Origin of the sequence: Accumulibacter sp. (genome assembly GCF_032229525.1) — a bacterium.
GTDB lineage: Bacteria > Pseudomonadota > Gammaproteobacteria > Burkholderiales > Rhodocyclaceae > Accumulibacter.
Map to the genome: position 1 here is coordinate 6,027 of NZ_JAVTWB010000245.1, position 20,655 is coordinate 26,681.

Here is a 20,655-nt window from a genome sequence, read left to right on the forward strand (position 1 = left end):
GGATCACGACGTCATTGAGCCCATAGGTCATCCACGCTTCCGACGGCTCGCCGTCGCGCCCGGCGCGCCCCGTTTCCTGGTAGTAGGCTTCGAGGCTACGCGGCAGATCGAGGTGGGCGACGAAACGCACGTCCGGCTTGTCGATGCCCATGCCGAAGGCGATGGTGGCGACCATCACCAGGCCATCCTCGCGCAGGAAGCGCTGCTGATGCCGCTGGCGGTCGGCGGTCGGCAATCCGGCGTGGTAGGGCAAGGCGGGCACCCCCTGCGCGTTCAGCCAGACGGCCGTTTCGTCGACCTTGCGCCGTGACAGGCAGTAGACGATCCCGGCTGCGTTCGCGTGCGCGCCGAGAAACGCGCGCAACTGCTGGCGCGGATTGTCTCGCTCGACAATGGAGTAACGGATATTGGGCCGATCGAAACTGGCGACGAACACGCGTGCTTCGTCGAGCCCGAGCCGGGTTCTGATTTCCTGCCGCGTCAGTTGGTCGGCCGTCGCCGTCAGCGCAATGCGCGGTATGCCGGGAAAACGTTGGTGCAACTGGGAGAGTTGGATGTACTCGGGGCGAAAGTCGTGGCCCCACTGCGAAACGCAGTGCGCCTCGTCGATGGCGAACAGGGCCACTTGCTGGCGGGCGATCAGCTGTTCGAGGAGAGCGATGAAACGGTCCGTCAGCAGCCGTTCGGGGGCGACATAGATGAGATCGAGTTCGCCGCGCGACAGGCTGCGCTCGATATCGACCACCGCCCGGAAGTCCAGCGAGGAATTGAGGAAAGCAGCCTTGACGCCCACTTGTCGCAAGGCGTCGACCTGATCCTGCATCAGGGCGATCAGCGGCGAAACGACCACCCCGACGCCTGGCCGCAAGAGGGCCGGAATCTGATAGCAGAGCGACTTGCCGCCACCGGTCGGCATCAGTACCAGGGCGTCGCCGCCGCCAACGACCTGGTCGACAATCGCCGCCTGCTGGCCGCGAAAGGACGGATAGCCGAACACCCGACGCAGCACCTCGACCGCCGGCGAAGTCATGACCTTCCTGGTCTCGGCGATAGCGCAGTGGCGGGCGACGGTGCGCCACCAGCCATGATGGCACGCCACAAGCGCCTGGGCCACCCGAGCAGAAACGCCTTCAGCGCAAGCGCTCCCGGCTCAGTGCCTCGCCATCCCAGCACAGACATTCGCCCCCCTCCTCCGTCCAGTCGGACAATACCCAGCGTTCGACGTGGATGCCGTCGACAATGTGATCATGCCTGGCCGGGCGATGCGTATGGCCATGGATCAGGGTGGCGTAACCGTGGATTCGCAGGAAATCGTCGGTCGTCCCGGGATTGACGTCCATCAGGAAGCTGGCCTTGCCACGTTTGGCGGACTCGCTTTGCCGACGCAGGGCGAGGACCAGCTCCTTGCGCTCAAGCAGCGGCCGGGCCAGAAACGCCGACTGCCAGTCCGGCTGGCGAACGCGCGCGCGAAACGCCTGATACTCGTCGTCGTCGGTGCACAGTGCGTCGCCATGCGAGAGGACGAACTGCCATGTCGGCAAAGACAGTACGCAGGGGTCTGGCAGCAGATGGGCGCCGCTGCGGGCCGCAAAAAGGTCGCCAAGGAGAAAATCACGGTTACCGTGCATCACCGATAGCGCCACGCCGCTGTTCATCAGGTCGCGTAGGGCGTCGACGATCAACGCCGCGAAAGAATCGTCCGGATCGTCAAGGCAGTCGTCCCCCGGCCACGCGTCGAACAGATCGCCGAGGATGAACAGTTCCTCGGCAGCGCGCGCACGGCCGCCGAGGAAGTCAAGGAAGATGTGGGTGACACCCGGCGCTTGCGGCGCCAGGTGCAGGTCTGAAATGAAAAGGATCAAGGGTGCTGCAGGGCGGACGCTGGCGTCGGTTTCAGCAGACTTCGGCGCGCTCGATCAGCACGTCCTCGATCGGAACATCCTGATGGAAGCCGGAGGAACCGGTCCTGACCCCCTTGATCTTGTCGACCACATCGGTCCCCTCGACGACCTTGCCGAAAACGCAATAACCCCAGCCAGCGGAATCCTGCGAACGAAAGTTCAGCGCGGCGTTGTTCGCCACATTTATGAAGAACTGTGCAGTCGCCGAGTGGGGGTCGTTGGTCCGCGCCATGGCCAGCGTATAGGCCTCGTTCTTGAGCCCGTTATCGGCCTCGTTCTTGATCGGCGCGGTGCACGATTTCTGCTTCATGCCGGGCGCAAAGCCACCACCCTGGATCATGAAACCCGGAATGACCCGATGAAAAATGGTGTTGTCGTAGTGCCCGGACTCGACGTAGGCGAGGAAATTACTGGCCGACAAGGGCGCTTTTTCAGCGTCCACTTCGATGCCGATAACGCCAAAATTGGTGTGCAGTTTGATCATGGGTTTCCTTATTTTTTCTCGGGGAGGATCTTGACCGACTGGATGACCACCGGCTCAAGGGGAACGTTCTGGTGCATCGCGCGATTGCCGGTCGGGACGCTGGCGATCCGGTCGACGACATCCGTGCCCCGCGTCACCTTGCCAAAAACAGCGTAACCCCAACCGTCGGATGCAGGATAGTTGAGGGCAGCGTTGTCCTTATGGTTGATGAAGAACTGTGCGCTGGCCGAATGAGGGTCCGAGGTGCGGGCCATGGCGATCGTCCAGCGATCGTTCTTCAGGCCATTTTTCCCCTCGTTTTCCACTTTTCGGGGAGCCGGTTTTTGTTCCATATCAGGGGTGAAACCACCGCCCTGGATCATGAAGCCGGGAATGACGCGGTGGAAAATCGTACCGTTGTAAAAACCCTCGTTGACGTACTGAACGAAGTTGTGGACCGTTTTTGGCGCCTTCGCGGAATCGAGTTCGATGACGATCGTTCCCGCGCTGGTCTGCATTTCGACGGTCGGCGCGGCCACAGCCGCAAAAGACAACGACAAACCGGCGGCGATTGAGGCGAGTGTTTTGTGCATCAGGCAGTCCCTTCATAAATGATCTTCCAGGTACCGTCTTCGCGTATCCAGTACTGGCGTTTCTTCATCTGGTTATTGAGGTTGTTGCTGGTGTACTGCTGGTCGAAGGTGACGAGAACGACGCCATCGCTACCCGGGCTACGAAATGTCGACTGTCGCGAAAGCTCGACTTTGACCCATTCCTTGGCAGCGTTGGCCTGCCGCTTCTGGGCTGCAAACTGGGCAAGGTTCTGCTCGCGGGTCTGGAACCTCTTCGAGTAATGTTTGAGAAAGCGATCCATGTCCCGGCTTTCCCAATCGTTCCGCCACTCTTCGATTTTCTCGTTGAGTGCCCTCCGTTCGGTCTCCCAATCCTCAAGCGAAAGCCATTCAATGGAATCGCTGATAATCACCGGAGTCACGCCGACCTGGACGTTCTTGGCCAGGGCATTGAGGTCGATATTGGCCAGCACGACGCAGCCATTCGAGGCCTTCGGTGGGCGCGAAAAAGTGTCCGACGGGGTGCCATGCAGCCAGATGCCATGGCCCTTGCGGCCCTGCCGCTTGTCCCACTCATTGGGATAGTTGATCGGGAACGCGCCGCTTCCGTAGAGATCGCCGAGCTTCTTGGCCGACAGGTCGGCGGTGACATGGTAGACGCCCACCGGCGTCTTCTTGTCGCCCTCACGCATCTTGTCGGCACCGAACTTGCCATGGGTGATGTAGTAGTCGGCAACGAAACGCGGCCGACTGCGGTCATTTTCGTAGAGATAGAGCCGCGATTTCTCGGTGTCTACGACGATTGCGTATTTCTGCTCCGGCGCCATCTGCAGCAAATAGCGAGGCAATTGACTGGCCATGGCCGGCTTGTCCCGATACGCCTGGAGGCGGACGACCGCCTCCTCGCGCAGGTCGGCCAGCTGCTCGCGCGGGGCGTTGTCCGCATTTCCGAAAGTCGCCAGCGCCTTTCCCCGCGCCAGTAGCAAGTCGCCCTTGATCAGATGCCCGAGCCGAAAATTGGGATACTGTCGCAACAGTGCTTCCGTTTGCTGTAGTGCGGCATCGAGTCGGTGGTTCTCGATTTCACCCAGGATACTGGCCAGTTGCGGCTCCGGTCCGGAGTCGGAAAACAGCACCGGCGAGCTATTGCCCGCCGCCACCGCTACACTCGTCGCAGCAGCCGCAAACACTGCCAGGAAAACGCCGAGCATCCGTTTCATCAACTGACACGCTCCTGCTGAATCAACCATCTGCCTTTCATTTTCACAAACAACAAGGTCTTGCCCACCGTAGATTTCAGCGTCGCTGACACGTAATGCTGCCTGAACTTGACTGTCGCCTTGTCGTCGGCGAACGAAATTTGGACGTCCTCCAGGTCGACCTGCAGTTTGCCGGGCTTGTCGATGCGCTGGTGACGCTGGGCTTCCCACGCCTTGCGCGACATTCCCCTTGGCGTATCGAAATCGGCGGCGTAATGGCCGAGATAAGCCTTCACGTCTTTACGCGACCATGCGCTGGCCCAGCCTTGCAGTTCCTTGCTGACTTCAGCCTCATCAGCGGCGTCGGCTGTTGGCGGTAGCTTCGGCGGCTCAGGCTGCGCTGGCGCCGCTGCGACTACTGCCTGTTCCATCTTGTCTACTGCGGCGGGCGCTGCCGGCTGGGCCGCGGACCGGCTCGCCGGTGCAGTCACGGGACTCGCCGGAATCGGCGCAGCGACGACAGGCGGCGCCGCGAGCGCCACCTTGGCCGGCTGATCAGCGGCCTTCGTGCCCGCTTCGCCTGTCGCTTGGATTGCCGCGCCCGGCTTGCCAGCAGCACCTGAGGAGGTGCTGATGAGCTCGCGAATCATCGACAGCTTGGACTGCGTCGCCTGGTTCGAGGAATCAAGTTTCAGCGCCTTGTCATAAGCCTGGCTGGCGAGCTTGGCGTAGACATCACCAAGATTCTCGTGCGCGGTCGAGTAACTCGGATGCGTCCTGATCGCCATCTCGAGCGCCGTGCGAGCCTCGTCGTAGTGTTTCTGCTGGGCATACAAGACGGCGAGATTATTGTACGGCTCGGGCAGTTCCGGATAGTCGGCGACGAGTTTGCTGAAGACGACAATGGCGTCAGCTGACCGCCCCATCTCGGCCAAAATCACGCCACGCAGGAAGCGCCCCTGTGCCTCGTTCGGCTGACTCGCCAGGTGCGCGTCGACCTTTGCGAGGGCCTGTGACCACTGTCCCTGTCTGCTCAGACGCTGTGCATCGGGCAGGTTATCGAGAGCGGCGAAAGACGAGCTCATGGCCATGAAGAGCCCGCAGATCATTGCCGAACGGCAGGTGTACGGGGGCTTCAGGGGGATCAATCGCATCGTTATGGTATACTGGGCAGAGCGGCCGTTGAGTGTTCACTTAACCGACCGATTCTAACAAGAACTGCGTCGAAACCAAAGCGCTGCACACTCGCGCTGGTCGGCGCGGGGCGCTTTCGAGAGCCTCAAGATGCTCAAGATCTACAATTCGTTGGCCAGAGAAAAGCAGTCCTTCGTACCGATCACCCCAGGCAGCGTCCGCATCTATGTCTGTGGCATGACGGTCTATGACTACTGCCACCTCGGTCACGCGCGTGTGCTGGTTGTTTTTGACATGGTGCAACGCTGGCTGCGGGCAAGTGGACTGCAGGTAACCTACGTCCGCAACATCACCGACATCGATGACAAAATCATCAAGCGTGCGCTGGAGAGCAAGCAAAGCATCGCGGAATTGACCAGCCATTTCATCGCTGCCATGGACGAGGATGCCGCGCTGCTCGGCGTCGAAAAGCCGGATCATGAACCACGAGCCACCGCCTACGTACCACAGATGCTCAAGCTGATCGAAGCGCTGGAAAAGAACGGTCTGGCTTACCAGGCGCCGAACGGCGACGTGAATTTCTCGGTTCGCAAGTTTCCTGGCTACGGTCAGCTGTCGGGGAAATCGATCGACGACCTGCGGGCAGGCGAACGGGTGGACGTCGATACCGGCAAGGATGATCCTCTCGATTTCGTTCTCTGGAAGCACGCCAGGGAAGGCGAGCCATCCTGGGCGTCACCGTGGGGTGACGGTCGACCAGGCTGGCACATCGAGTGCTCGGCGATGAGTTCTGATCTGCTCGGTCAGCACTTCGACATTCACGGCGGCGGACAGGATCTGCAGTTTCCCCACCACGAAAACGAGATCGCGCAATCGGAAGGAGCGCATCAGTGCCGATTCGTGAACTACTGGATGCACAACGGCTTCGTTCGTGTCGCCGACGAAAAAATGTCGAAGTCGCTCGGCAATTTCTTCACTATCAGGGAAATCGTCAAGAAGTACGACCCTGAAGTGCTGCGCTTTTTTATCTTGCGGGCGCACTACCGCAGTCCGCTCAACTATTCGGACAGCCATCTCGACGACGCCCGGCAGGCACTGACCCGACTGTATACCGCACTGAAAACCGTCGACCTCACAACGACCCCGGTCGATTGGCATGAAGCGCACGCGCAGCGCTTCAGCCAGGCAATGAACGACGATTTCAACACACCCGAAGCGTGTGCTGTGCTGTTCGATCTGGCCGCCGAGATCAACCGCGGCAAATCCCGCACGCTGGCCAGCCAGTTGCGGGGACTGGCGGGCCTGCTGGGCCTGCTCGAACGCGAGCCCCAGGTCTACCTGCAAGCAGCGCCGAGCAGCGACGGGGAGGACGAGGTGATCGCGCGCGTCGAATCCTTGATTGCCGACCGCGTGGCCGCCAAGAAGCGCAAGGACTTCGCCGCAGCGGACCGCATCCGGGCCGAGTTACTGGCAGCCGGGGTGGTCCTCGAGGATGGCGTTGCCGGCACCAGCTGGCGACGCTCCTGATTGCCGACGCCAGGCCAGGCACCAACCGCGCGCACGGCAAGCCAATTCCCGTCGGCGCTTGCAGCTCGCCCCTCGCCTACCGCATGACCCGACCACCAGCACCAATCACCGTCAGGTCGACGAAACGCGAGCCGAGTCTCTCATTGGCCGAATAGCTCACGCGATAGCCGCCAAGATCATGGTTTTGCATGCTTTCGAGAGCGGCAACCAGCTTTTCCCGGCTCAGATCCTTGCCCGCTTTCCGCATCCCGTCCACCAGCACTCGGGCCATGGCGTAGGCCTCGAGGCCGTAGTAGGAAGGTGCCCCCTGCTTGCCGAGCAGCTTCTGGTAGTCGCGCACCATCGGTGTAGTGTCGTTCCATGGTGACGGCATCACCTGCGAAATACCAATGCCACGCGCCTCGTCACCCAGCTCCTGGATCAGCAAGTCGGTGCCGACTGGCGAAAGCGTCATGAACTGCGGGATTTGGTTGGCCTTCTTCATGCCGCGAACGAAGGCTGCGGTCGGTTTGTAGAGCGTCACCATGATCACCGCCTGCGGATTGGACTTGGCGATTTGCTGCACCGCCTGGGCGACATCGACCGAGTTGCGTTCGACCGTGGCCACCACCGACGGCGCCTGTTGGTGTTTCTTGAGCGCTGCAACAACGCCATCCAGACCCGATTTGCCGAAACCATCGTTCTGGTAAAGAACGCCAATGTCCTTGACGCCGAGCGACACCAGGTGATTGACGATGGCCTCGGTTTCGTTCGCGTAGCTGGCCCGCACATTGAACATATAGCGATTGTTCGGGTTGTCCCTGGGCGACTGGCGGAGAGCATCGGCGCCGGAAATCGTTCCTACCAGTGGCACTTTGGCGACGCCGAAAACCTCGTTCATCGCCGCTGTGGTCGGACTGGAGCCGTAGAAAGCCAGCAAGGCGAACACTTTATCATTGGCAATCAGCGCTTTGGTGTTGGCGACCGCCCGCTCGGTCTCATAGCCATCGTCCAGCACGCGAAGAGCCAGCGCCCTGCCGTGAACGCCACCGCCTTCGTTGACCTGGCGAAAGTACGCCTGGATCACCGTCTTCATGTCCAGCCCGTAGGCGCCATTGGGACCCGAAAGCGGAGCCGTCATGCCGATCAGGATGCTGGTGTCGGAAACGCCGACCTCCCCCGCTGCGACGCAGCCAACCCAGCTCAACAGGCCACACAGCAGTACCTTTGCCCACCTCATGCCATCGCACTCCCAGGGTAGGCTGGTGGTCACCTGCAGACCACTTCAGCCACTATGGAAGGATGGCGAGAAAACCTGACACGCTGCTTACACGAAGGAGAAGGACGAGATCAGCGGTAGCCGGAGGACACAGCACGGAGGCGCCCCGCTTCGTTTGGCACAGCTGTGACAGCGGTCTCAGGTCGCCGCGAAGAAATCTCGTACGCGATCCATCCAGGATTTGGCGCGAGGATTATGGTGACCCGCGTTCTCCTGACTTGATTCCTCGAGTTCACGCAGCAGTTCCTTCTGGCGCTCCGTCAAATGGACTGGCGTCTCGACGACGACGTGGCACAGCAAGTCGCCATGCGCATGACTACGTACGCTCTTGATCCCTTTGGCGCGCAAGCGGAAGGCTTTTCCGGACTGCGTCTCGGCAGGGATCCGGAGCTTCGCCGCCCCGTCAAGGGTCGGAATCTCGATTTCTCCGCCGAGCGCCGCGGTGGTAAAGCTGATCGGCATTTCACAATGCAGGTCGTTCTGCTCGCGCTGGAAAACCGGGTGCGGCTTGAGATGAATCTGAACGTACAGATCGCCTGACGGGCCACCGTTGACGCCGTGCTCGCCTTCGCCAGAAAGGCGAATCCGATCGCCCTCATCCACCCCGGCCGGTATCTTGACCGCCAGCGTCTTGTGCTGCTTGACGCGACCCACGCCGTGACAGGGTGCACATGGGTCAGCCACGAAGCGTCCCGTGCCATGACATTTCGGGCAGGTCTGCTGGATCGAGAAAAAGCCCTGCTGCAGGCGCACCTGACCGCTGCCCTGGCACGTCGGACAGGTTTTCGGCTGCGTGCCGGCCTTGGCACCGCTGCCATGGCAGGCATCGCACACCTCCATCGTCGGAATGCGAATCTTGGTTTCAGTGCCGAAGGCTGCCTGTTCGAGGGTGATTTCGAGGTTGTAGCGAAGATCTGCACCACGATAGATGTTCGAACGTCCACCGCGAGCGCCACCGAAGATCTCGTCGAAAATACCGCCAAAGGCATCGGAGAATCCGCCGGCACCGGCGCCGCCCATCCCGGCCTGCGGATCGACACCGGCATGACCATACTGATCATAGGCGGCTCGCTTCTGGGGGTCGGAGAGGATCTCGTAGGCCTCCTTGGCTTCCTTGAAATTCTCTTCGGACTTGGGGTTATCCGGATTACGGTCCGGATGATGCTTCATTGCCAGCTTGCGGTAGGCTTTCTTTATTTCTTCATCGGATGCGTCGCGATTGACGCCCAGAATGTCGTAAAAGTCGCGTTTAGCCATCGGTTCTCGAGCACTTGGTGGGACGGGGCGAGGCGCGATTATACGCCTCGCCCTTCAGGCGGATGCCTACTTCTTGTCTTTCACTTCAGTGAACTCGGCATCGACCACGTCGCTGTCATCCTTCTTCGCCTCACCGCCCGAACCCGCTCCGGGCGCGCCCTCCTCGCCGCCAGCCTGGGCCTGCTGTTGCGCGTACATCTTCTCCCCGAGCTTCTGTGCAGCTGTCCCGAGCGCCTCCGTTTTAGCCTTGATGGCGTCGAGGTCGTTGCCACGAATCGCCTCCTCGGCTTCCTTCATCGCCGCTTCGATCACCTCTTTCTCGCTGTCGGACAGCGACTTGCCATACTCGCCCAGCGATTTCTTGACGGTGTGAATCATGCCGTCGCACTGATTACGCGCTTCCGCGAGTTCATGGGCCTTGCGATCTTCTTCGGCATGCAGCTCCGCGTCTTGAACCATGCGCTGCACTTCGTCTTCGTTGAGACCGGACGAAGCCTGGATCTTGATCTTGTTCTCCTTGCCAGTCGCCTTGTCCTTGGCCGAGACATGCAGAATACCGTTGGCGTCGATATCGAAGGTAACCTCGATCTGGGGCATACCACGCGGCGCCGGCGGAATGTCGGAGAGGTTGAACTGCCCGAGGCTCTTGTTGCCGGCGGCCATCTCGCGCTCGCCCTGCAGAACATGAATGGTGACGGCCGACTGACCGTCGTCGGCGGTCGAAAAGACCTGGTTCGCCTTGGTCGGGATAGTCGTATTTTTCTTGATCAGCTTGGTCATCACGCCGCCCAGGGTCTCGATACCCAGGGACAGCGGCGTCACGTCAAGCAGAAGGACGTCCTTGACCTCGCCCTGCAGCACGCCACCCTGGATCGCCGCACCGGCCGCCACGGCTTCGTCGGGGTTGACATCCCGGCGCGGCTCGCGGCCGAAGAATTCTTTCACTTTCTCCTGCACCTTGGGCATCCGGGACTGCCCGCCGACGAGAATCACGTCATCGATGTCGCTCATCTTGCAACCGGCGTCCTTGAGCGCGATACGGCACGGCTCGATGGTGCGCTGAACAAGTTCGTCGACCAGTGATTCGAATTTTGCCCGCGTGATCTTCTGCGTCAGGTGCTTGGGGCCGGAGCTGTCAGCGGTGATGTACGGCAGGTTTATTTCCGTTTGCTGGCCTGAGGAAAGCTCGATCTTGGCCTTTTCGGCCGCGTCCTTGAGGCGCTGCAGGGCCAGCACGTCGGCCTTCAGGTTAACTCCCGATTCCTTCTTGAACTCGTCGATGATGTAGTCGATCAGGCGCTGATCGAAGTCTTCGCCGCCGAGGAAGGTATCGCCGTTCGTTGACAACACTTCGAACTGATGCTCGCCCTCGACCTGGGCGATTTCGATGATCGAGATGTCGAAGGTGCCGCCACCGAGGTCATAGACGGCGATCTTCTTGTCGCCCTGCTTCTTGTCCATGCCAAAGGCCAGCGCAGCCGCCGTCGGCTCGTTGATGATCCGCTTGACTTCAAGCCCGGCTATCCGGCCGGCATCCTTGGTGGCCTGCCGCTGACTGTCGTTGAAATAGGCCGGCACGGTAATCACCGCCTCGGTAACCTCCTCGCCAAGATAATCCTCAGCGGTCTTCTTCATCTTGCGCAGCACTTCGGCAGAAACCTGCGGCGGCGCGATCTTCTTGCCACGAACCTCGACCCAGGCGTCTGCATTGTCGGCTTTGAGAATCTTGAAGGGCATCAGCGAGATATCCTTCTGCACTTCCTTCTCTTCAAAGCGACGACCGATCAAACGCTTGATGGCGTACAGCGTGTTGCTTGGGTTGGTCACGGCCTGGCGCTTGGCCGAGGCACCGCACAAGATCTCGCCGTCTTCGGTGTAGGCCACGATCGAGGGCGTGGTACGAGCGCCTTCGGAATTCTCGATAACCTTCGGCTTGCCGTTTTCCATGACCGCAACGCAGGAGTTGGTCGTGCCCAGATCAATACCGATGATCTTGCCCATATACAGGTTCCTTTCAATATTTCAGTGATTTGTAACGACATTCACTAGGTGGCGGAATGTCTGGTGATAAGCCAAAGTTGGGGGTAATCGTAACTATTTCAAGCCGCAGCCCTGGTCACAACGACCATTGCCGGGCGCAGCACGCGATCGGCCAACAGGTAACCTTTTTGCAGAACGGTGACCACGGTATTCGGCTCCTCGGCCGACTCGACGACGCTGATCGCCTGATGGCGATGCGGGTCGAACTTCGCGCCCAGCGGATTGATCTCGCTGAGCGCCGATTTCTCGAACGCCGCGCCCAGTTGCTTGAGCGTGAGTTCGGTACCCGACCGCAGGCTATCGACCGTCATCGCCTCGCTCGCCAACGCCAATTCCAGACTGTCCTTCACGACCAGCAACTCACGGGCAAAGCGCTCAATGGCAAACTTCCCCGCCTTGGCAATATCTTCCTGAGCGCGCCGACGGACATTCTCGGTTTCGGCCTTTGCGCGCAACCATGCATCATGGTGCTCGGCAGCCTTCAATTCGGCCTGGCGAAGGGACTCTTCCAGAGTTGTCGCGCTATCTGTACCGGTGCTGCCATCCGCACTGGAATTGTGGTCTGCGATCGATTCAGCGCTGCCCGTTTGCTCGGGCGGCACATTGGTGTCGTTGGGCTGTTTGTCTTTTGCGTGCATAATTTGTGTTCTCCCAGAAAACTGGACCCAGTTTGGGGCGACTTTTTCGATTTCAAGGCTTTTTTGTCATCTCGTAGCGATCGAAGGTTGAGGCAGTTCGCGCATAATTTCGCATTCTGGCAACTGTTTCGCTGCTAGCATTTCAACTCGCTGTGATCGTCGATAGCGCGTGGTGCTCACATGACGGAGAAAATTGGCAAGTACGAGATCATTCGCCCCATTGGCAAGGGCGCGACGGCGCTCGTCTATCTGGCCAATGATCCGGATCTGAACCGGCAGGTTGCCGTCAAGCTGATACGCTTCGGCCAGGACAGCGCCGCCATGTCGCGGCGTCTACGCAAGATCTTTCAGACCGAGGACGCGATTGGCCGGCGGCTGCAGCACCCGAACATTGTCAAGGTCTACGATGCCGTCGTCGAACAGCATCAAGCCTATCTGGTCATGGAGTACGTCGACGGCGGTGCACTCGACCAGTTCTGTGCGATCAACCGCCTGCTACCGCTGCATCGCACCATTGGCATCCTCTTCAAGTGTTGCCTGGCCCTGGATCACGCCTACCGCCAGGGGATCATCCATCGCGACATCAAGCCGGCCAACATCCTGATCGATACCAACGACAATCCGAAGATCACCGATTTCGGCCTGGGCCTGAACGTGCAGAAAAACATGGGCAAGGACTCCACCTTCGTGATGGGTGTCGGGTCACCGGCGTACATGTCCCCCGAGCAGGTAAAGAACTATCCCCTCAATCACAAGACCGATCTCTATTCGCTTGGTGTGCTTCTGTTTCAGATGCTTACCGGGCGCCTGCCGTTTCGCGCCAACAATCCGGCGACACTGGTCTACAAGATCGTCAACATGGATTCGCCATCAGTCTGCGCGCTTAACCCGAACCTCCCGCCTGGCCTTGATCCGATCATCAAGAAGGCGCTGGAAAAGGACCTCTACAACCGCTATCGCAACGGTGCGGACTTCGCCAAGGATCTCTCGGCCGTACGCTACCAGATGCTTGACGAAAATCAGACGCAGCAGGATTTCACGCATTTCGAGATGCTGAGAAAACTGGAGTTCTTTGCCGAATTCGAGGATATCGAGTTGTGGGAAGTGCTGCGGATAAGCGTCTGGCGAGAGATCTCGGAAAAAGTGGCACTGATCCGCGAAGGCGATAACGACCGCAAGTTCGGCGTGATCATTGACGGTTTCGTCGAGGTATCGTCGGGCGGGCGGGTCATCTGCCGCCTGGGTTCCAGCGAGTCGGTGGGAGAAATGGCTTTCCTCCACCCCGGCGACAAGCTGCGTCACGCGACGGTGGTAACTCTGGAATCCACCTTGTTCCTGGAGATCAACAGCGCGGCGCTCGAGTTGGCTTCCGACGAACTGCAGGAACGTTTCAACAAGGTCTTGCTGGCCATAGTGCTCGGCCGTTTGCGCGAGGCCAACAAGGTGCTGGCGAAAATGGGCCAGGCAGCCGTCCAAGGCAGCTTCTCGACTTCTTCCCTCGGACTGACGCCACCCCTGCAATTGCTATAAGGCCGAGCCGGCCAACTGCCATCATCGTCGCCGCCACCGACGCACGCTAATGCCCGCCTCAGGACGTTGCGCCCAGGGCTTTTGCGCGCAAGGCACTGAGGTCCAGGCTGGGCTGATCGCGCATCGTTCGGGTTGGCCAGCCTTGCAGCTTGCGTTCGGCAATGTCGGCCAGGGCGTCAATCCAGTCGTCGCGCTCGTTGAGGCACGGCAGGTAGTGGAATTCCTTGCCGCCGGCGCGGAGGAACTCGCCCTGACCTTCGATGGCGATCTCTTCGAGCGTCTCCAGGCAGTCCGCGGGAAACCCCGGGCAAATCACATCGACCCGCTGCACACCCTGCTTGCCTAGCGCCTTCAGTGTCGGCGCGGTGTACGGCTGCAGCCACTCGGCGCGACCGAAGCGCGACTGAAAACAGACTTGATACTGTTCTGGACGCAAAGCCAGCGCTTCGGCGAGCAGGCGGCCGCTCTTCTGACATTCGCAGTGGTAAGGATCACCCTTGTCCAGGGTGTAGCGCGGCAGGCCGTGAAAACTCATCACCAGCCGATAGGAGCCACCGGGCTTGCCGTTGTGGGCCCAGTGCTCGCGAACGCTGGCGGCCAGTGCTGCGATGTAGCCGGGGTGATCGGCGAAGCTCCTGACCGTTCGGATTTCCGGCTGGTTGCGGATGCTCTGCAGCCAGACACACGCCGCATCGACGGCCGTCGCGGTGGTGCTGGCGGCGTACTGGGGATAAAGCGGTAGCAGCAGAATTCGCGTACAACCGTCGGCCTTGAGCCGGGAGAGGGTCGCCGCGATCGACGGTTCGCCATAACGCATCGCGTAATCGACGACCACCTGATGCCCGGCTCGGCCCAGGAAACCGCGCAACAGTTTCGCCTGCCGTTCGACGTGCACCTTCAGCGGCGAGCCGTCGCCAGTCCAGATCGACGCGTACTTTTCGGCCGACCGTCGCGGCCGAACCCTGAGAATGATCCCGTGCAGAATAAACCACCACACGGCGCGCGGGATCTCGACGACGCGCGGGTCGGAAAGAAATTCCCTGAGGTAGCGTCGTACCGCCACCGCCGTCGGTTCGTCCGGCGTCCCGAGATTGATCAGCAGAACACCGGTGCGCTCCGGTGACCCGTGGCGGTACGCCGGCTCCGGAAGATAGCGGGCCATCAGGAGTTGGCCTGGTAGCTCAACGCCGAGGAGAGTAGTTTGGCCGTAATGTCCACAATCGGGATGACCCGCTCGTAGGCCATGCGGGTCGGACCGATGACGCCAACCGAGCCGACCACCTGGCCATCCACTTCATACGGCGCCGTGACGACACTGCATTCATCGAGTGGCGCCAGACCAGATTCCCCACCAATGAAGATCTGCACGCCGCTGGCCCGATGCGAAAGGTCGAGCAATTGCATCAGCGAAGTCCGTTGTTCGAAAAGGTCGAACAACTCACGAAGCCGCTTCATGTTGGACGAGAACTCCTCGACTTCGAGCAGGTTTCGCTCGCCCGAGATGACATACCGCTCGTCAGGCCCTTTCATCGCCTCGTCGCCAGCGGCCAGCGCTGCCGCCATCAAGGATTGCAGGTCACCGCGCAGCCTCTGCAGTTCTTCCTGAACACGCCGGCGGATGTGTTCGAAATCACGGCCGATGAAATGCTGGTTCAGATAGTTGGTCGCGGTAACCAGTTCCGACGGCGTATAGGAACGCCCTGGAAAGAGCAGGCGATTCTGCACGTCACCATCGGAAGTCACCAGGATCAGCAGGATGCGTTTCTCGGAAAGACTGACGAACTCGATCTGACGAATCTGCGGCACCCGGCGGCGCGGAGTCAGGACGATACCGGCAAAACGGGTCAAGCCGGAGAGCAGATGCGAGGCGTTGCTGATCAATTGCCTCGGTTGTGAAAGCAGCAGTTGCCCCTCGATGGCGTCGATTCTCTCCTTGTCGAGCAGCTCGACGGTGAGCAGGCTATCAACGAAAAAACGGTAGCCCCGCGAGGTCGGCACGCGCCCGGCGGAAGTGTGCGGGCTGGCAATCAGGCCATTGTCTTCGAGATCGGCCATCACATTGCGTACGGTCGCCGCCGACAGATCCAGGCCGGAATACTTTGATAGCGCGCGCGAGCCGACTGGCTGCCCTTCCGCGATGTAGCGTTCGATCAGGGTCTTGAGTAAGGTTCTGGCGCGTTCGTCTAGCATGTGTCCGATTCTACAAAAAAACGACCGCTGGCGGGGCGCCGCGGAAGCAAGCTGAATTGTGGTCTAATTGGCGCCATGAACAGTGCCTTTCCTCAAGAGTCGGCTGATTGCGCGAATCTGCCCAAGACGATCGCGCTGATCGGCAAGTACCATAGCCAGGAAATAGTTGAATCGGTTCGCTTGCTGGCTCAATACTTGCATGAACGCGGCATGACGGTGTTGATCGAGGAAGAAACCGCGCGTAATGTCGTCACCCAGCTGGACCTGCGCAGTTGGGCCAGCGGCAGTTTTTCGTGGCTTGGCGCACATGCCGACATGGCGATCGTCATCGGTGGCGACGGCACCATGCTCAATGCCGCGCGTCAATTGGCGCGCTACCGTGTGCCCCTGGTCGGGATCAACCAGGGGCGTCTCGGCTTCATGACCGATGTGTCCCGCGACGAGATGTTGACCTGCATGGACGACTTGCTGGACGGCAAGTTCGTTGCGGAAACCCGCATGCTGCTGGATGCCGAGATCCTGCGCGACGAGAGGAGTGTCGCTGCCAATCTGGCACTCAACGACGTGGTGGTGGACAAGGGCGCGATCGGCCGAATGATCGAATTCGAACTGTTCATCGACGGCGAATTCATCTACCACCTGCGGTCGGATGGCTTGATCGTCGCCACCTCTACCGGCTCGACTGCCTACGCGCTGTCGGCCAACGGCCCGATCCTGCACCCGCAGGTATCGGCGATCGCACTGGTGCCACTCTGCCCCCATGCCCTGACCAACCGGCCGATCCTGGTCGGCGATCGCAACGAGATCGAGATCCGGATCGTCCACGCCACCGATTCACGCGCCCATTTCGATGGCCAGGTGACCGTCGATCTCAAGAACGGTGATTGCGTGCGTATCCGTCGTTCCGAATACTCGATCTGCCTGCTGCACCCGCCTGGGTACAGCTACTTCGCCATGCTGCGCCAAAAGCTGCACTGGAGCGAGCGGCCCAAGGAACACTGAGCAATTTCTGCGACGACCATATCATGCTGTGCCGTTTGACAATTCGCGACTTCGTGCTGGTCGATCGCCTTGAACTCGAGTTTCAGGACGGTTTTGGCGTGCTGACCGGCGAAACCGGCGCCGGCAAATCGATCCTTGTCGATGCCCTGGCGTTCGCCTTGGGCGAGCGCGCCGACGCCAGCCTGGTACGGTCGGGCGGTGAGCGCGCCGAAGTGACCGCCGAGTTTGATCTCCGAGGCTCGCCGGCAGCGGCCGAGTGGTTGCGCGAGCATGATCTGGATGCCCAGGACGGTTTGCTGCTGCGCCGACTGGTCGACGCCAACGGCCGTTCGCGCGCCTATCTGAACGGCTCACCGGTCACCGTCCAACAGCTACGCGAGGCGGCCGAGGGACTGGTCGACATTCATGGCCAGCACGCACATCAATCGCTGCTGCGCAGCGAAGCACAGCGCGCTCTGCTCGATTCTCACGCCCGCCTCGACACCCTGCTGGCCGAGGTCACAAGCGCCTGGCGCCAATGGCGCGAAGCCAGGAACCGACTCGAGGCCGCGACCGACGGCATCGAAGCGCTGGCTGTCGAACGCGAGCAGCTGAGCTGGCAGCGCGCCGAACTGGAAGCGCTTGGCTTCTCGGTCGACGAATGGCGGGCACTGAATGACGAGCACAAGCGCCTGGGGCACGCCGCGAGTCTGGCCGAGGGTACGCAGTTCTCCCTGCAGGTCCTCGCCGAAGGCGATTCAGCGTGTGAAGCGCAGGTCGCCAGCGTCGCCAATCGGCTTGACGGCCTGTCTGAATACGACCCCGCGCTCGCTGAGGTTGGCGTCCTGCTACAGTCGGCGCAGGCCGAACTCGGCGAAGCGATCTCCGCTCTTCGCCGTTACGCCAGCCGCGTCGAGCTTGATCCGCAGCGCCTGACAGAGCTGGAGCGCCGCATCGAGGCCGTTCTTGACTGCGCACGACGATTCCGCTGCAGTCCAGACGAATTGCCGGCCCTGCTGGCCCGCTGGCAGGAAAGGCTGGCGGCACTCGGCGACGCCACCGACCTCGCCGGATTGGCCGAGCGCGTTGAAGTGGCGAGCAGGCAGTATGGCGATCTCGCTCGACGTCTGTCCGCCGGCCGTACCGAGGCCGCCGTGGCGCTGGGCGGCGAGGTCAGCCAGGTGATGCAGCAACTGGCGCTGGGTGGCGGACGCTTCGATGTTGAGCTGGTGCCGATCGAAGGCGGCAACGCCTATGGGCTTGAGCAGATCGAGTTTCGCATTGCCGGACTGGCAGGCAGTGAATCGCGCTCCCTGGCCAAGGTCGCATCGGGCGGGGAGCTGTCGCGGATCAGTCTGGCCATACAAGTGGTAACCAGTCAGGCGGCGAGAGTGCCGACACTGATCTTTGATGAGGTTGACGTCGGCATTGGCGGCGGTGTCGCCGAAGTGGTGGGCCGCTTGTTGCGCGACCTGGGCGCCGAACGACAGGTCCTGTGCGTGACGCATCTGCCACAGGTGGCCGCACGCGCCAACTGGCAGTGGCAAGTGAGCAAGGTTTCCGACGCCGGCCAGCCGAAGAGCCGTGTCGCCGAGCTCGGGCCCGAAGCACGGGTCGAAGAGATCGCCCGCATGCTGGGCGGCGTTGAGATCACGCCGATCACCCGCCAACACGCCAAAGAGATGCTGAAGCTTTCCTGATCAGTGCCCAAACCGTCGCCGACAAGGGCCGCGTCGATTAAGCTGCTGCCCGCAACGCGGGGCCACCCCGCAGAAACAGCGCCGCCGGCGCACTGCAGTCACAAGCATGCGCCCGGGGAGCACGAACACCGCGGCAAGGGACGGCTCTCGCTACGACTACGCGAGCGCTTGGTTAACTCTTGACTCCTGCGGGGAACTTGGACTGCTCTGGTCACCACACACCGGGCAATCAAGCGTTGGCGACAGCGGAAGAGCGCTGCCAGCGACCCGACCAGGTCGCGACAGCGTAGCAACATAGCTTAGACAGCCTTCTTGCTCTTGCCTCTGGCTGCCTTCTTGAGAGACTTGAACTGCTCTGGGTCTTCCGCCTTCAGATACTCAACGACCTCGAAGTCCTCACGCCTGAGGCGCTGAATATCGATTTGCTCGACATGTACCAACCTTAGCAACTCACGCACCGGCTTGGGCATGTTGCGACCGCTTTCGTAGCGCGAACCACCGCTTTGTGTCACGCCGATTTTTGACCAGAACTGCTGTTGATTGAGGCCAAGTTTGCGGCGAATTTCGCGGGGATCGACCTTCTCGACGACTTTGACGGTGCTCATAGCTATCCTTTCGTACAATTACTCCACGCGAACCAGCAGGAGATCCGTTCCCTGCCACAGATCGACAACATGTGACCTTAATAATACACGGCACACTATAGGCGAATCGAACAGAATTGCAAGTGGCATTCGATTAGCACATTTGACTAATGATGATCGGCTCGCCAAAGCCCGGCGCTCTTTGCCGCCGTGCCAAGCAATGCTTTAGAATAGCCGTCTTTTTTGGACCTCCAATTGGATTTGCAATGGCGCTGATAGTTCAGAAGTTCGGTGGTACGTCGGTGGCCTCGACGGATCGTATCAAAAATGTCGCCAAACGCGTCGCTCGCTGGCAGGCGCAAGGACACGACGTCATTGTCGTTCCGTCGGCAATGGCCGGCGAAACCAACCGCTTGATCGCTTTGGCCAAGGAGATCTCGCCGTCACCTGACCCGCGCGAACTCGACGTCATCGCCTCCACCGGCGAGCAGGTGACCATTGCGCTGTTGGCCATGGCCATGCATGCAGAAGGCCTCAAGGCCAAGAGCTTCACCGGCTCGCAGGTCAGCGTGCTAACCGATAGCGCCTTTACCAAGGCGAGAATTCTCAAAATCGACGAAACCCGGATTCGCGCGGCGCTGGCCGAAGGCAATGTGGTCGTCGTCGCCGGCTTTCAGGGTGCCGATGAACACGGCAATATCACCACCTTGGGGCGCGGCGGATCGGACACCTCGGCCGTTGCCCTGGCCGCCGCCCTAAAAGCAGACGAGTGCCAGATCTACACCGACGTCGACGGTGTCTACACCACCGACCCGCGCGTCGTCCCGGAAGCGCGCAAGCTCGACACCATCACTTTTGAAGAAATGCTGGAAATGGCCAGCCTCGGTTCAAAAGTGCTGCAGATCCGCTCGGTCGAGTTCGCCGGCAAGTACAAAGTCAAACTCCGTGTGCTTTCGAGCTTCGAGGACGAAGGTGAGGGCACGCTGATCACTGTTGAGGAAAAAAGCACCATGGAACAACCTGTCATCTCCGGGATCGCGTTCAATCGCGATGAAGCCAAACTGACGATGCTCGGCGTTCCCGACCGCCCAGGCATTGCGTACCAGATCCTGGGACCGATCGCCGACGCCAACATCGACGTCGACATGATCATCCAGAACATTGGCCGGGACGACACCACCGACTTCTCGTTCACCGTCAATCGCAGCGACTACAACAAAGCGCTCGCGGTCCTCGAAACGGTGCGTCAGAAAATCGGGGCGCGCGACCTCAGCGGTGACACCACGACCTGCAAGGTCTCCGCCGTCGGCGTCGGAATGCGGTCCCATCCCGGCGTCGCCAGCAAGATGTTCGGCGCGCTGGCCAAGGAAGGGATCAACCTGCAAATGATCTCCACTTCCGAAATCAAGATCTCGGTCGTCATCGAAGAAAAGTACCTCGAACTTGCCGTCCGCGTCCTACACAAGACCTTCGGCCTGGAAAAGCCGCAAAAGTCGAAGTTGAGTTTGACCGGTCGTGACGAAACCGATATCATCACGCCCTCCTAGGAGACGTGGCCGAGAGGTCGAAGGCACTCCCCTGCTAAGGGAGCATGCGGGCATAAACCTGCATCAAGGGTTCGAATCCCTTCGTCTCCGCCAGGCCAGCAGCCCGCAACTGCCTGCAGCAAAAACGAACACCC

18 protein-coding genes and 1 tRNA gene are annotated in these 20,655 nt (G+C 60.6%); 6 read left to right on the top strand and 13 right to left on the bottom strand.

All coding sequences use genetic code 11. The annotated features are described in order from the left end of the window. The 6 genes from RUW20_RS19360 to RUW20_RS19385 form a co-directional block, all read right to left on the bottom strand. Positions 1-1,030: RecQ family ATP-dependent DNA helicase (locus RUW20_RS19360; RefSeq protein ID WP_313953858.1), on the bottom strand; the 1,030-nt coding region annotated here is incomplete at its 3' end. Positions 1,031-1,130: 100 nt separating this feature from the next. Beyond that, positions 1,131-1,862: a UDP-2,3-diacylglucosamine diphosphatase gene (locus RUW20_RS19365; RefSeq protein WP_313953859.1), complete on the bottom strand. Its 732-nt coding sequence runs from the start codon at positions 1,860-1,862 to the stop codon at positions 1,131-1,133. Positions 1,863-1,893: 31 nt separating this feature from the next. Then, a complete protein-coding gene (locus RUW20_RS19370; protein ID WP_313953860.1) occupies positions 1,894-2,385 on the bottom strand; it encodes a peptidylprolyl isomerase in 492 nt (163 codons plus the stop codon). Between the two features lie 8 nt (positions 2,386-2,393). Further along, the gene (locus RUW20_RS19375; protein ID WP_313953861.1) at positions 2,394-2,957 is read right to left on the bottom strand and encodes a peptidylprolyl isomerase; all 564 of its coding nucleotides are present in this window, start codon (positions 2,955-2,957) and stop codon (positions 2,394-2,396) included. Beyond that, positions 2,957-4,156 carry a murein L,D-transpeptidase family protein gene (locus tag RUW20_RS19380; protein WP_313953862.1) on the bottom strand — a complete coding sequence of 400 codons (1,200 nt, stop codon included), beginning with the start codon at positions 4,154-4,156 and terminating at the stop codon, positions 2,957-2,959. The genes RUW20_RS19375 and RUW20_RS19380 overlap by 1 nt, the downstream gene beginning before the upstream one ends. Further along, positions 4,156-5,289, bottom strand: coding sequence for a tetratricopeptide repeat protein (locus RUW20_RS19385; protein WP_313953863.1), 1,134 nt, complete (start codon positions 5,287-5,289; stop codon positions 4,156-4,158). The genes RUW20_RS19380 and RUW20_RS19385 overlap by 1 nt, the downstream gene beginning before the upstream one ends. Before the next feature lie 130 nt (positions 5,290-5,419). On the opposite strand from RUW20_RS19385, the gene cysS reads away from it, so the two are divergent. Continuing rightward, positions 5,420-6,796: a cysteine--tRNA ligase gene (gene cysS / locus RUW20_RS19390; protein WP_313953864.1), complete on the top strand. Its 1,377-nt coding sequence runs from the start codon at positions 5,420-5,422 to the stop codon at positions 6,794-6,796. A 76-nt stretch (positions 6,797-6,872) separates the two neighbouring features. Here the strand turns inward: cysS and RUW20_RS19395 are convergent, their stop codons facing one another. The 4 genes from RUW20_RS19395 to grpE all read right to left on the bottom strand — a co-directional run bounded on the left by RUW20_RS19395 (position 6,873) and on the right by grpE (position 11,989). Further along, the gene (locus RUW20_RS19395; protein WP_313953865.1) at positions 6,873-8,015 is read right to left on the bottom strand and encodes an ABC transporter substrate-binding protein; all 1,143 of its coding nucleotides are present in this window, start codon (positions 8,013-8,015) and stop codon (positions 6,873-6,875) included. Positions 8,016-8,192: 177 nt separating this feature from the next. After that, positions 8,193-9,311, bottom strand: coding sequence for a molecular chaperone DnaJ (dnaJ, locus tag RUW20_RS19400; RefSeq protein ID WP_313953866.1), 1,119 nt, complete (start codon positions 9,309-9,311; stop codon positions 8,193-8,195). Between the two features lie 66 nt (positions 9,312-9,377). Continuing rightward, on the bottom strand, positions 9,378-11,312 hold the full coding sequence (gene dnaK / locus RUW20_RS19405; RefSeq protein WP_313953867.1) for a molecular chaperone DnaK: 1,935 nt from the start codon (positions 11,310-11,312) through the stop codon (positions 9,378-9,380). Positions 11,313-11,410: 98 nt separating this feature from the next. Continuing rightward, complete coding sequence (gene grpE, locus RUW20_RS19410) at positions 11,411-11,989, bottom strand: nucleotide exchange factor GrpE (RefSeq protein ID WP_313953868.1); 579 nt, start codon at positions 11,987-11,989, stop codon at positions 11,411-11,413. A gap of 180 nt (positions 11,990-12,169) precedes the next feature. Here grpE and RUW20_RS19415 point away from each other — a divergent pair, with 180 nt between their 5' ends. Then, positions 12,170-13,519 (top strand): serine/threonine-protein kinase, encoded by a 1,350-nt coding sequence (locus tag RUW20_RS19415; protein ID WP_313953869.1) that lies wholly within the window; start codon positions 12,170-12,172, stop codon positions 13,517-13,519. Between the two features lie 58 nt (positions 13,520-13,577). Here RUW20_RS19415 and hemH read toward each other — a convergent pair whose 3' ends face one another. After that, positions 13,578-14,681 (bottom strand): ferrochelatase, encoded by a 1,104-nt coding sequence (hemH, locus tag RUW20_RS19420; RefSeq protein WP_313953870.1) that lies wholly within the window; start codon positions 14,679-14,681, stop codon positions 13,578-13,580. Beyond that, positions 14,681-15,709 carry a heat-inducible transcriptional repressor HrcA gene (gene hrcA / locus RUW20_RS19425; protein WP_313953871.1) on the bottom strand — a complete coding sequence of 343 codons (1,029 nt, stop codon included), beginning with the start codon at positions 15,707-15,709 and terminating at the stop codon, positions 14,681-14,683. Before hrcA ends, hemH begins: the two co-directional genes overlap by 1 nt. A 75-nt stretch (positions 15,710-15,784) precedes the next feature. Here hrcA and RUW20_RS19430 point away from each other — a divergent pair, with 75 nt between their 5' ends. Then, positions 15,785-16,711 carry an NAD kinase gene (locus RUW20_RS19430; protein ID WP_313953872.1) on the top strand — a complete coding sequence of 309 codons (927 nt, stop codon included), beginning with the start codon at positions 15,785-15,787 and terminating at the stop codon, positions 16,709-16,711. Positions 16,712-16,734: 23 nt separating this feature from the next. Then, positions 16,735-18,390 carry a DNA repair protein RecN gene (gene recN / locus RUW20_RS19435; RefSeq protein WP_313953873.1) on the top strand — a complete coding sequence of 552 codons (1,656 nt, stop codon included), beginning with the start codon at positions 16,735-16,737 and terminating at the stop codon, positions 18,388-18,390. Positions 18,391-18,689: 299 nt separating this feature from the next. Here the strand turns inward: recN and RUW20_RS19440 are convergent, their stop codons facing one another. Next, positions 18,690-18,995, bottom strand: a complete 306-nt coding sequence (locus RUW20_RS19440; RefSeq protein ID WP_313953874.1) for a helix-turn-helix domain-containing protein — start codon at positions 18,993-18,995, stop codon at positions 18,690-18,692. A gap of 245 nt (positions 18,996-19,240) precedes the next feature. On the opposite strand from RUW20_RS19440, the gene RUW20_RS19445 reads away from it, so the two are divergent. Both RUW20_RS19445 and RUW20_RS19450 read left to right on the top strand, forming a co-directional pair. Beyond that, on the top strand, positions 19,241-20,521 hold the full coding sequence (locus RUW20_RS19445; RefSeq protein WP_313953875.1) for an aspartate kinase: 1,281 nt from the start codon (positions 19,241-19,243) through the stop codon (positions 20,519-20,521). Further along, a tRNA-Ser gene (locus tag RUW20_RS19450) sits at positions 20,521-20,614 on the top strand. The genes RUW20_RS19445 and RUW20_RS19450 overlap by 1 nt, the downstream gene beginning before the upstream one ends. The last annotated feature ends 41 nt before the right edge of the window (positions 20,615-20,655 follow it).

Bases quoted from the DNA above. Each gene is read 5' to 3' on its own strand.
- RUW20_RS19370 (WP_313953860.1), bottom strand. From the start codon at position 2,385: ATGATCAAACTGCACACCAATTTTGGCGTTATCGGCATCGAAGTGGAC.
- RUW20_RS19375 (WP_313953861.1), bottom strand. From the start codon at position 2,957: ATGCACAAAACACTCGCCTCAATCGCCGCCGGTTTGTCGTTGTCTTTT.
- RUW20_RS19380 (WP_313953862.1), bottom strand. From the start codon at position 4,156: ATGAAACGGATGCTCGGCGTTTTCCTGGCAGTGTTTGCGGCTGCTGCG.
- RUW20_RS19385 (WP_313953863.1), bottom strand. From the start codon at position 5,289: ATGCGATTGATCCCCCTGAAGCCCCCGTACACCTGCCGTTCGGCAATG.
- cysS (WP_313953864.1), top strand. From the start codon at position 5,420: ATGCTCAAGATCTACAATTCGTTGGCCAGAGAAAAGCAGTCCTTCGTA.
- RUW20_RS19395 (WP_313953865.1), bottom strand. From the start codon at position 8,015: ATGAGGTGGGCAAAGGTACTGCTGTGTGGCCTGTTGAGCTGGGTTGGC.
- dnaJ (WP_313953866.1), bottom strand. From the start codon at position 9,311: ATGGCTAAACGCGACTTTTACGACATTCTGGGCGTCAATCGCGACGCA.
- dnaK (WP_313953867.1), bottom strand. From the start codon at position 11,312: ATGGGCAAGATCATCGGTATTGATCTGGGCACGACCAACTCCTGCGTT.
- grpE (WP_313953868.1), bottom strand. From the start codon at position 11,989: ATGCACGCAAAAGACAAACAGCCCAACGACACCAATGTGCCGCCCGAG.
- RUW20_RS19415 (WP_313953869.1), top strand. From the start codon at position 12,170: ATGACGGAGAAAATTGGCAAGTACGAGATCATTCGCCCCATTGGCAAG.
- hemH (WP_313953870.1), bottom strand. From the start codon at position 14,681: ATGGCCCGCTATCTTCCGGAGCCGGCGTACCGCCACGGGTCACCGGAG.
- hrcA (WP_313953871.1), bottom strand. From the start codon at position 15,709: ATGCTAGACGAACGCGCCAGAACCTTACTCAAGACCCTGATCGAACGC.
- RUW20_RS19430 (WP_313953872.1), top strand. From the start codon at position 15,785: ATGAACAGTGCCTTTCCTCAAGAGTCGGCTGATTGCGCGAATCTGCCC.
- recN (WP_313953873.1), top strand. From the start codon at position 16,735: ATGCTGTGCCGTTTGACAATTCGCGACTTCGTGCTGGTCGATCGCCTT.
- RUW20_RS19440 (WP_313953874.1), bottom strand. From the start codon at position 18,995: ATGAGCACCGTCAAAGTCGTCGAGAAGGTCGATCCCCGCGAAATTCGC.
- RUW20_RS19445 (WP_313953875.1), top strand. From the start codon at position 19,241: ATGGCGCTGATAGTTCAGAAGTTCGGTGGTACGTCGGTGGCCTCGACG.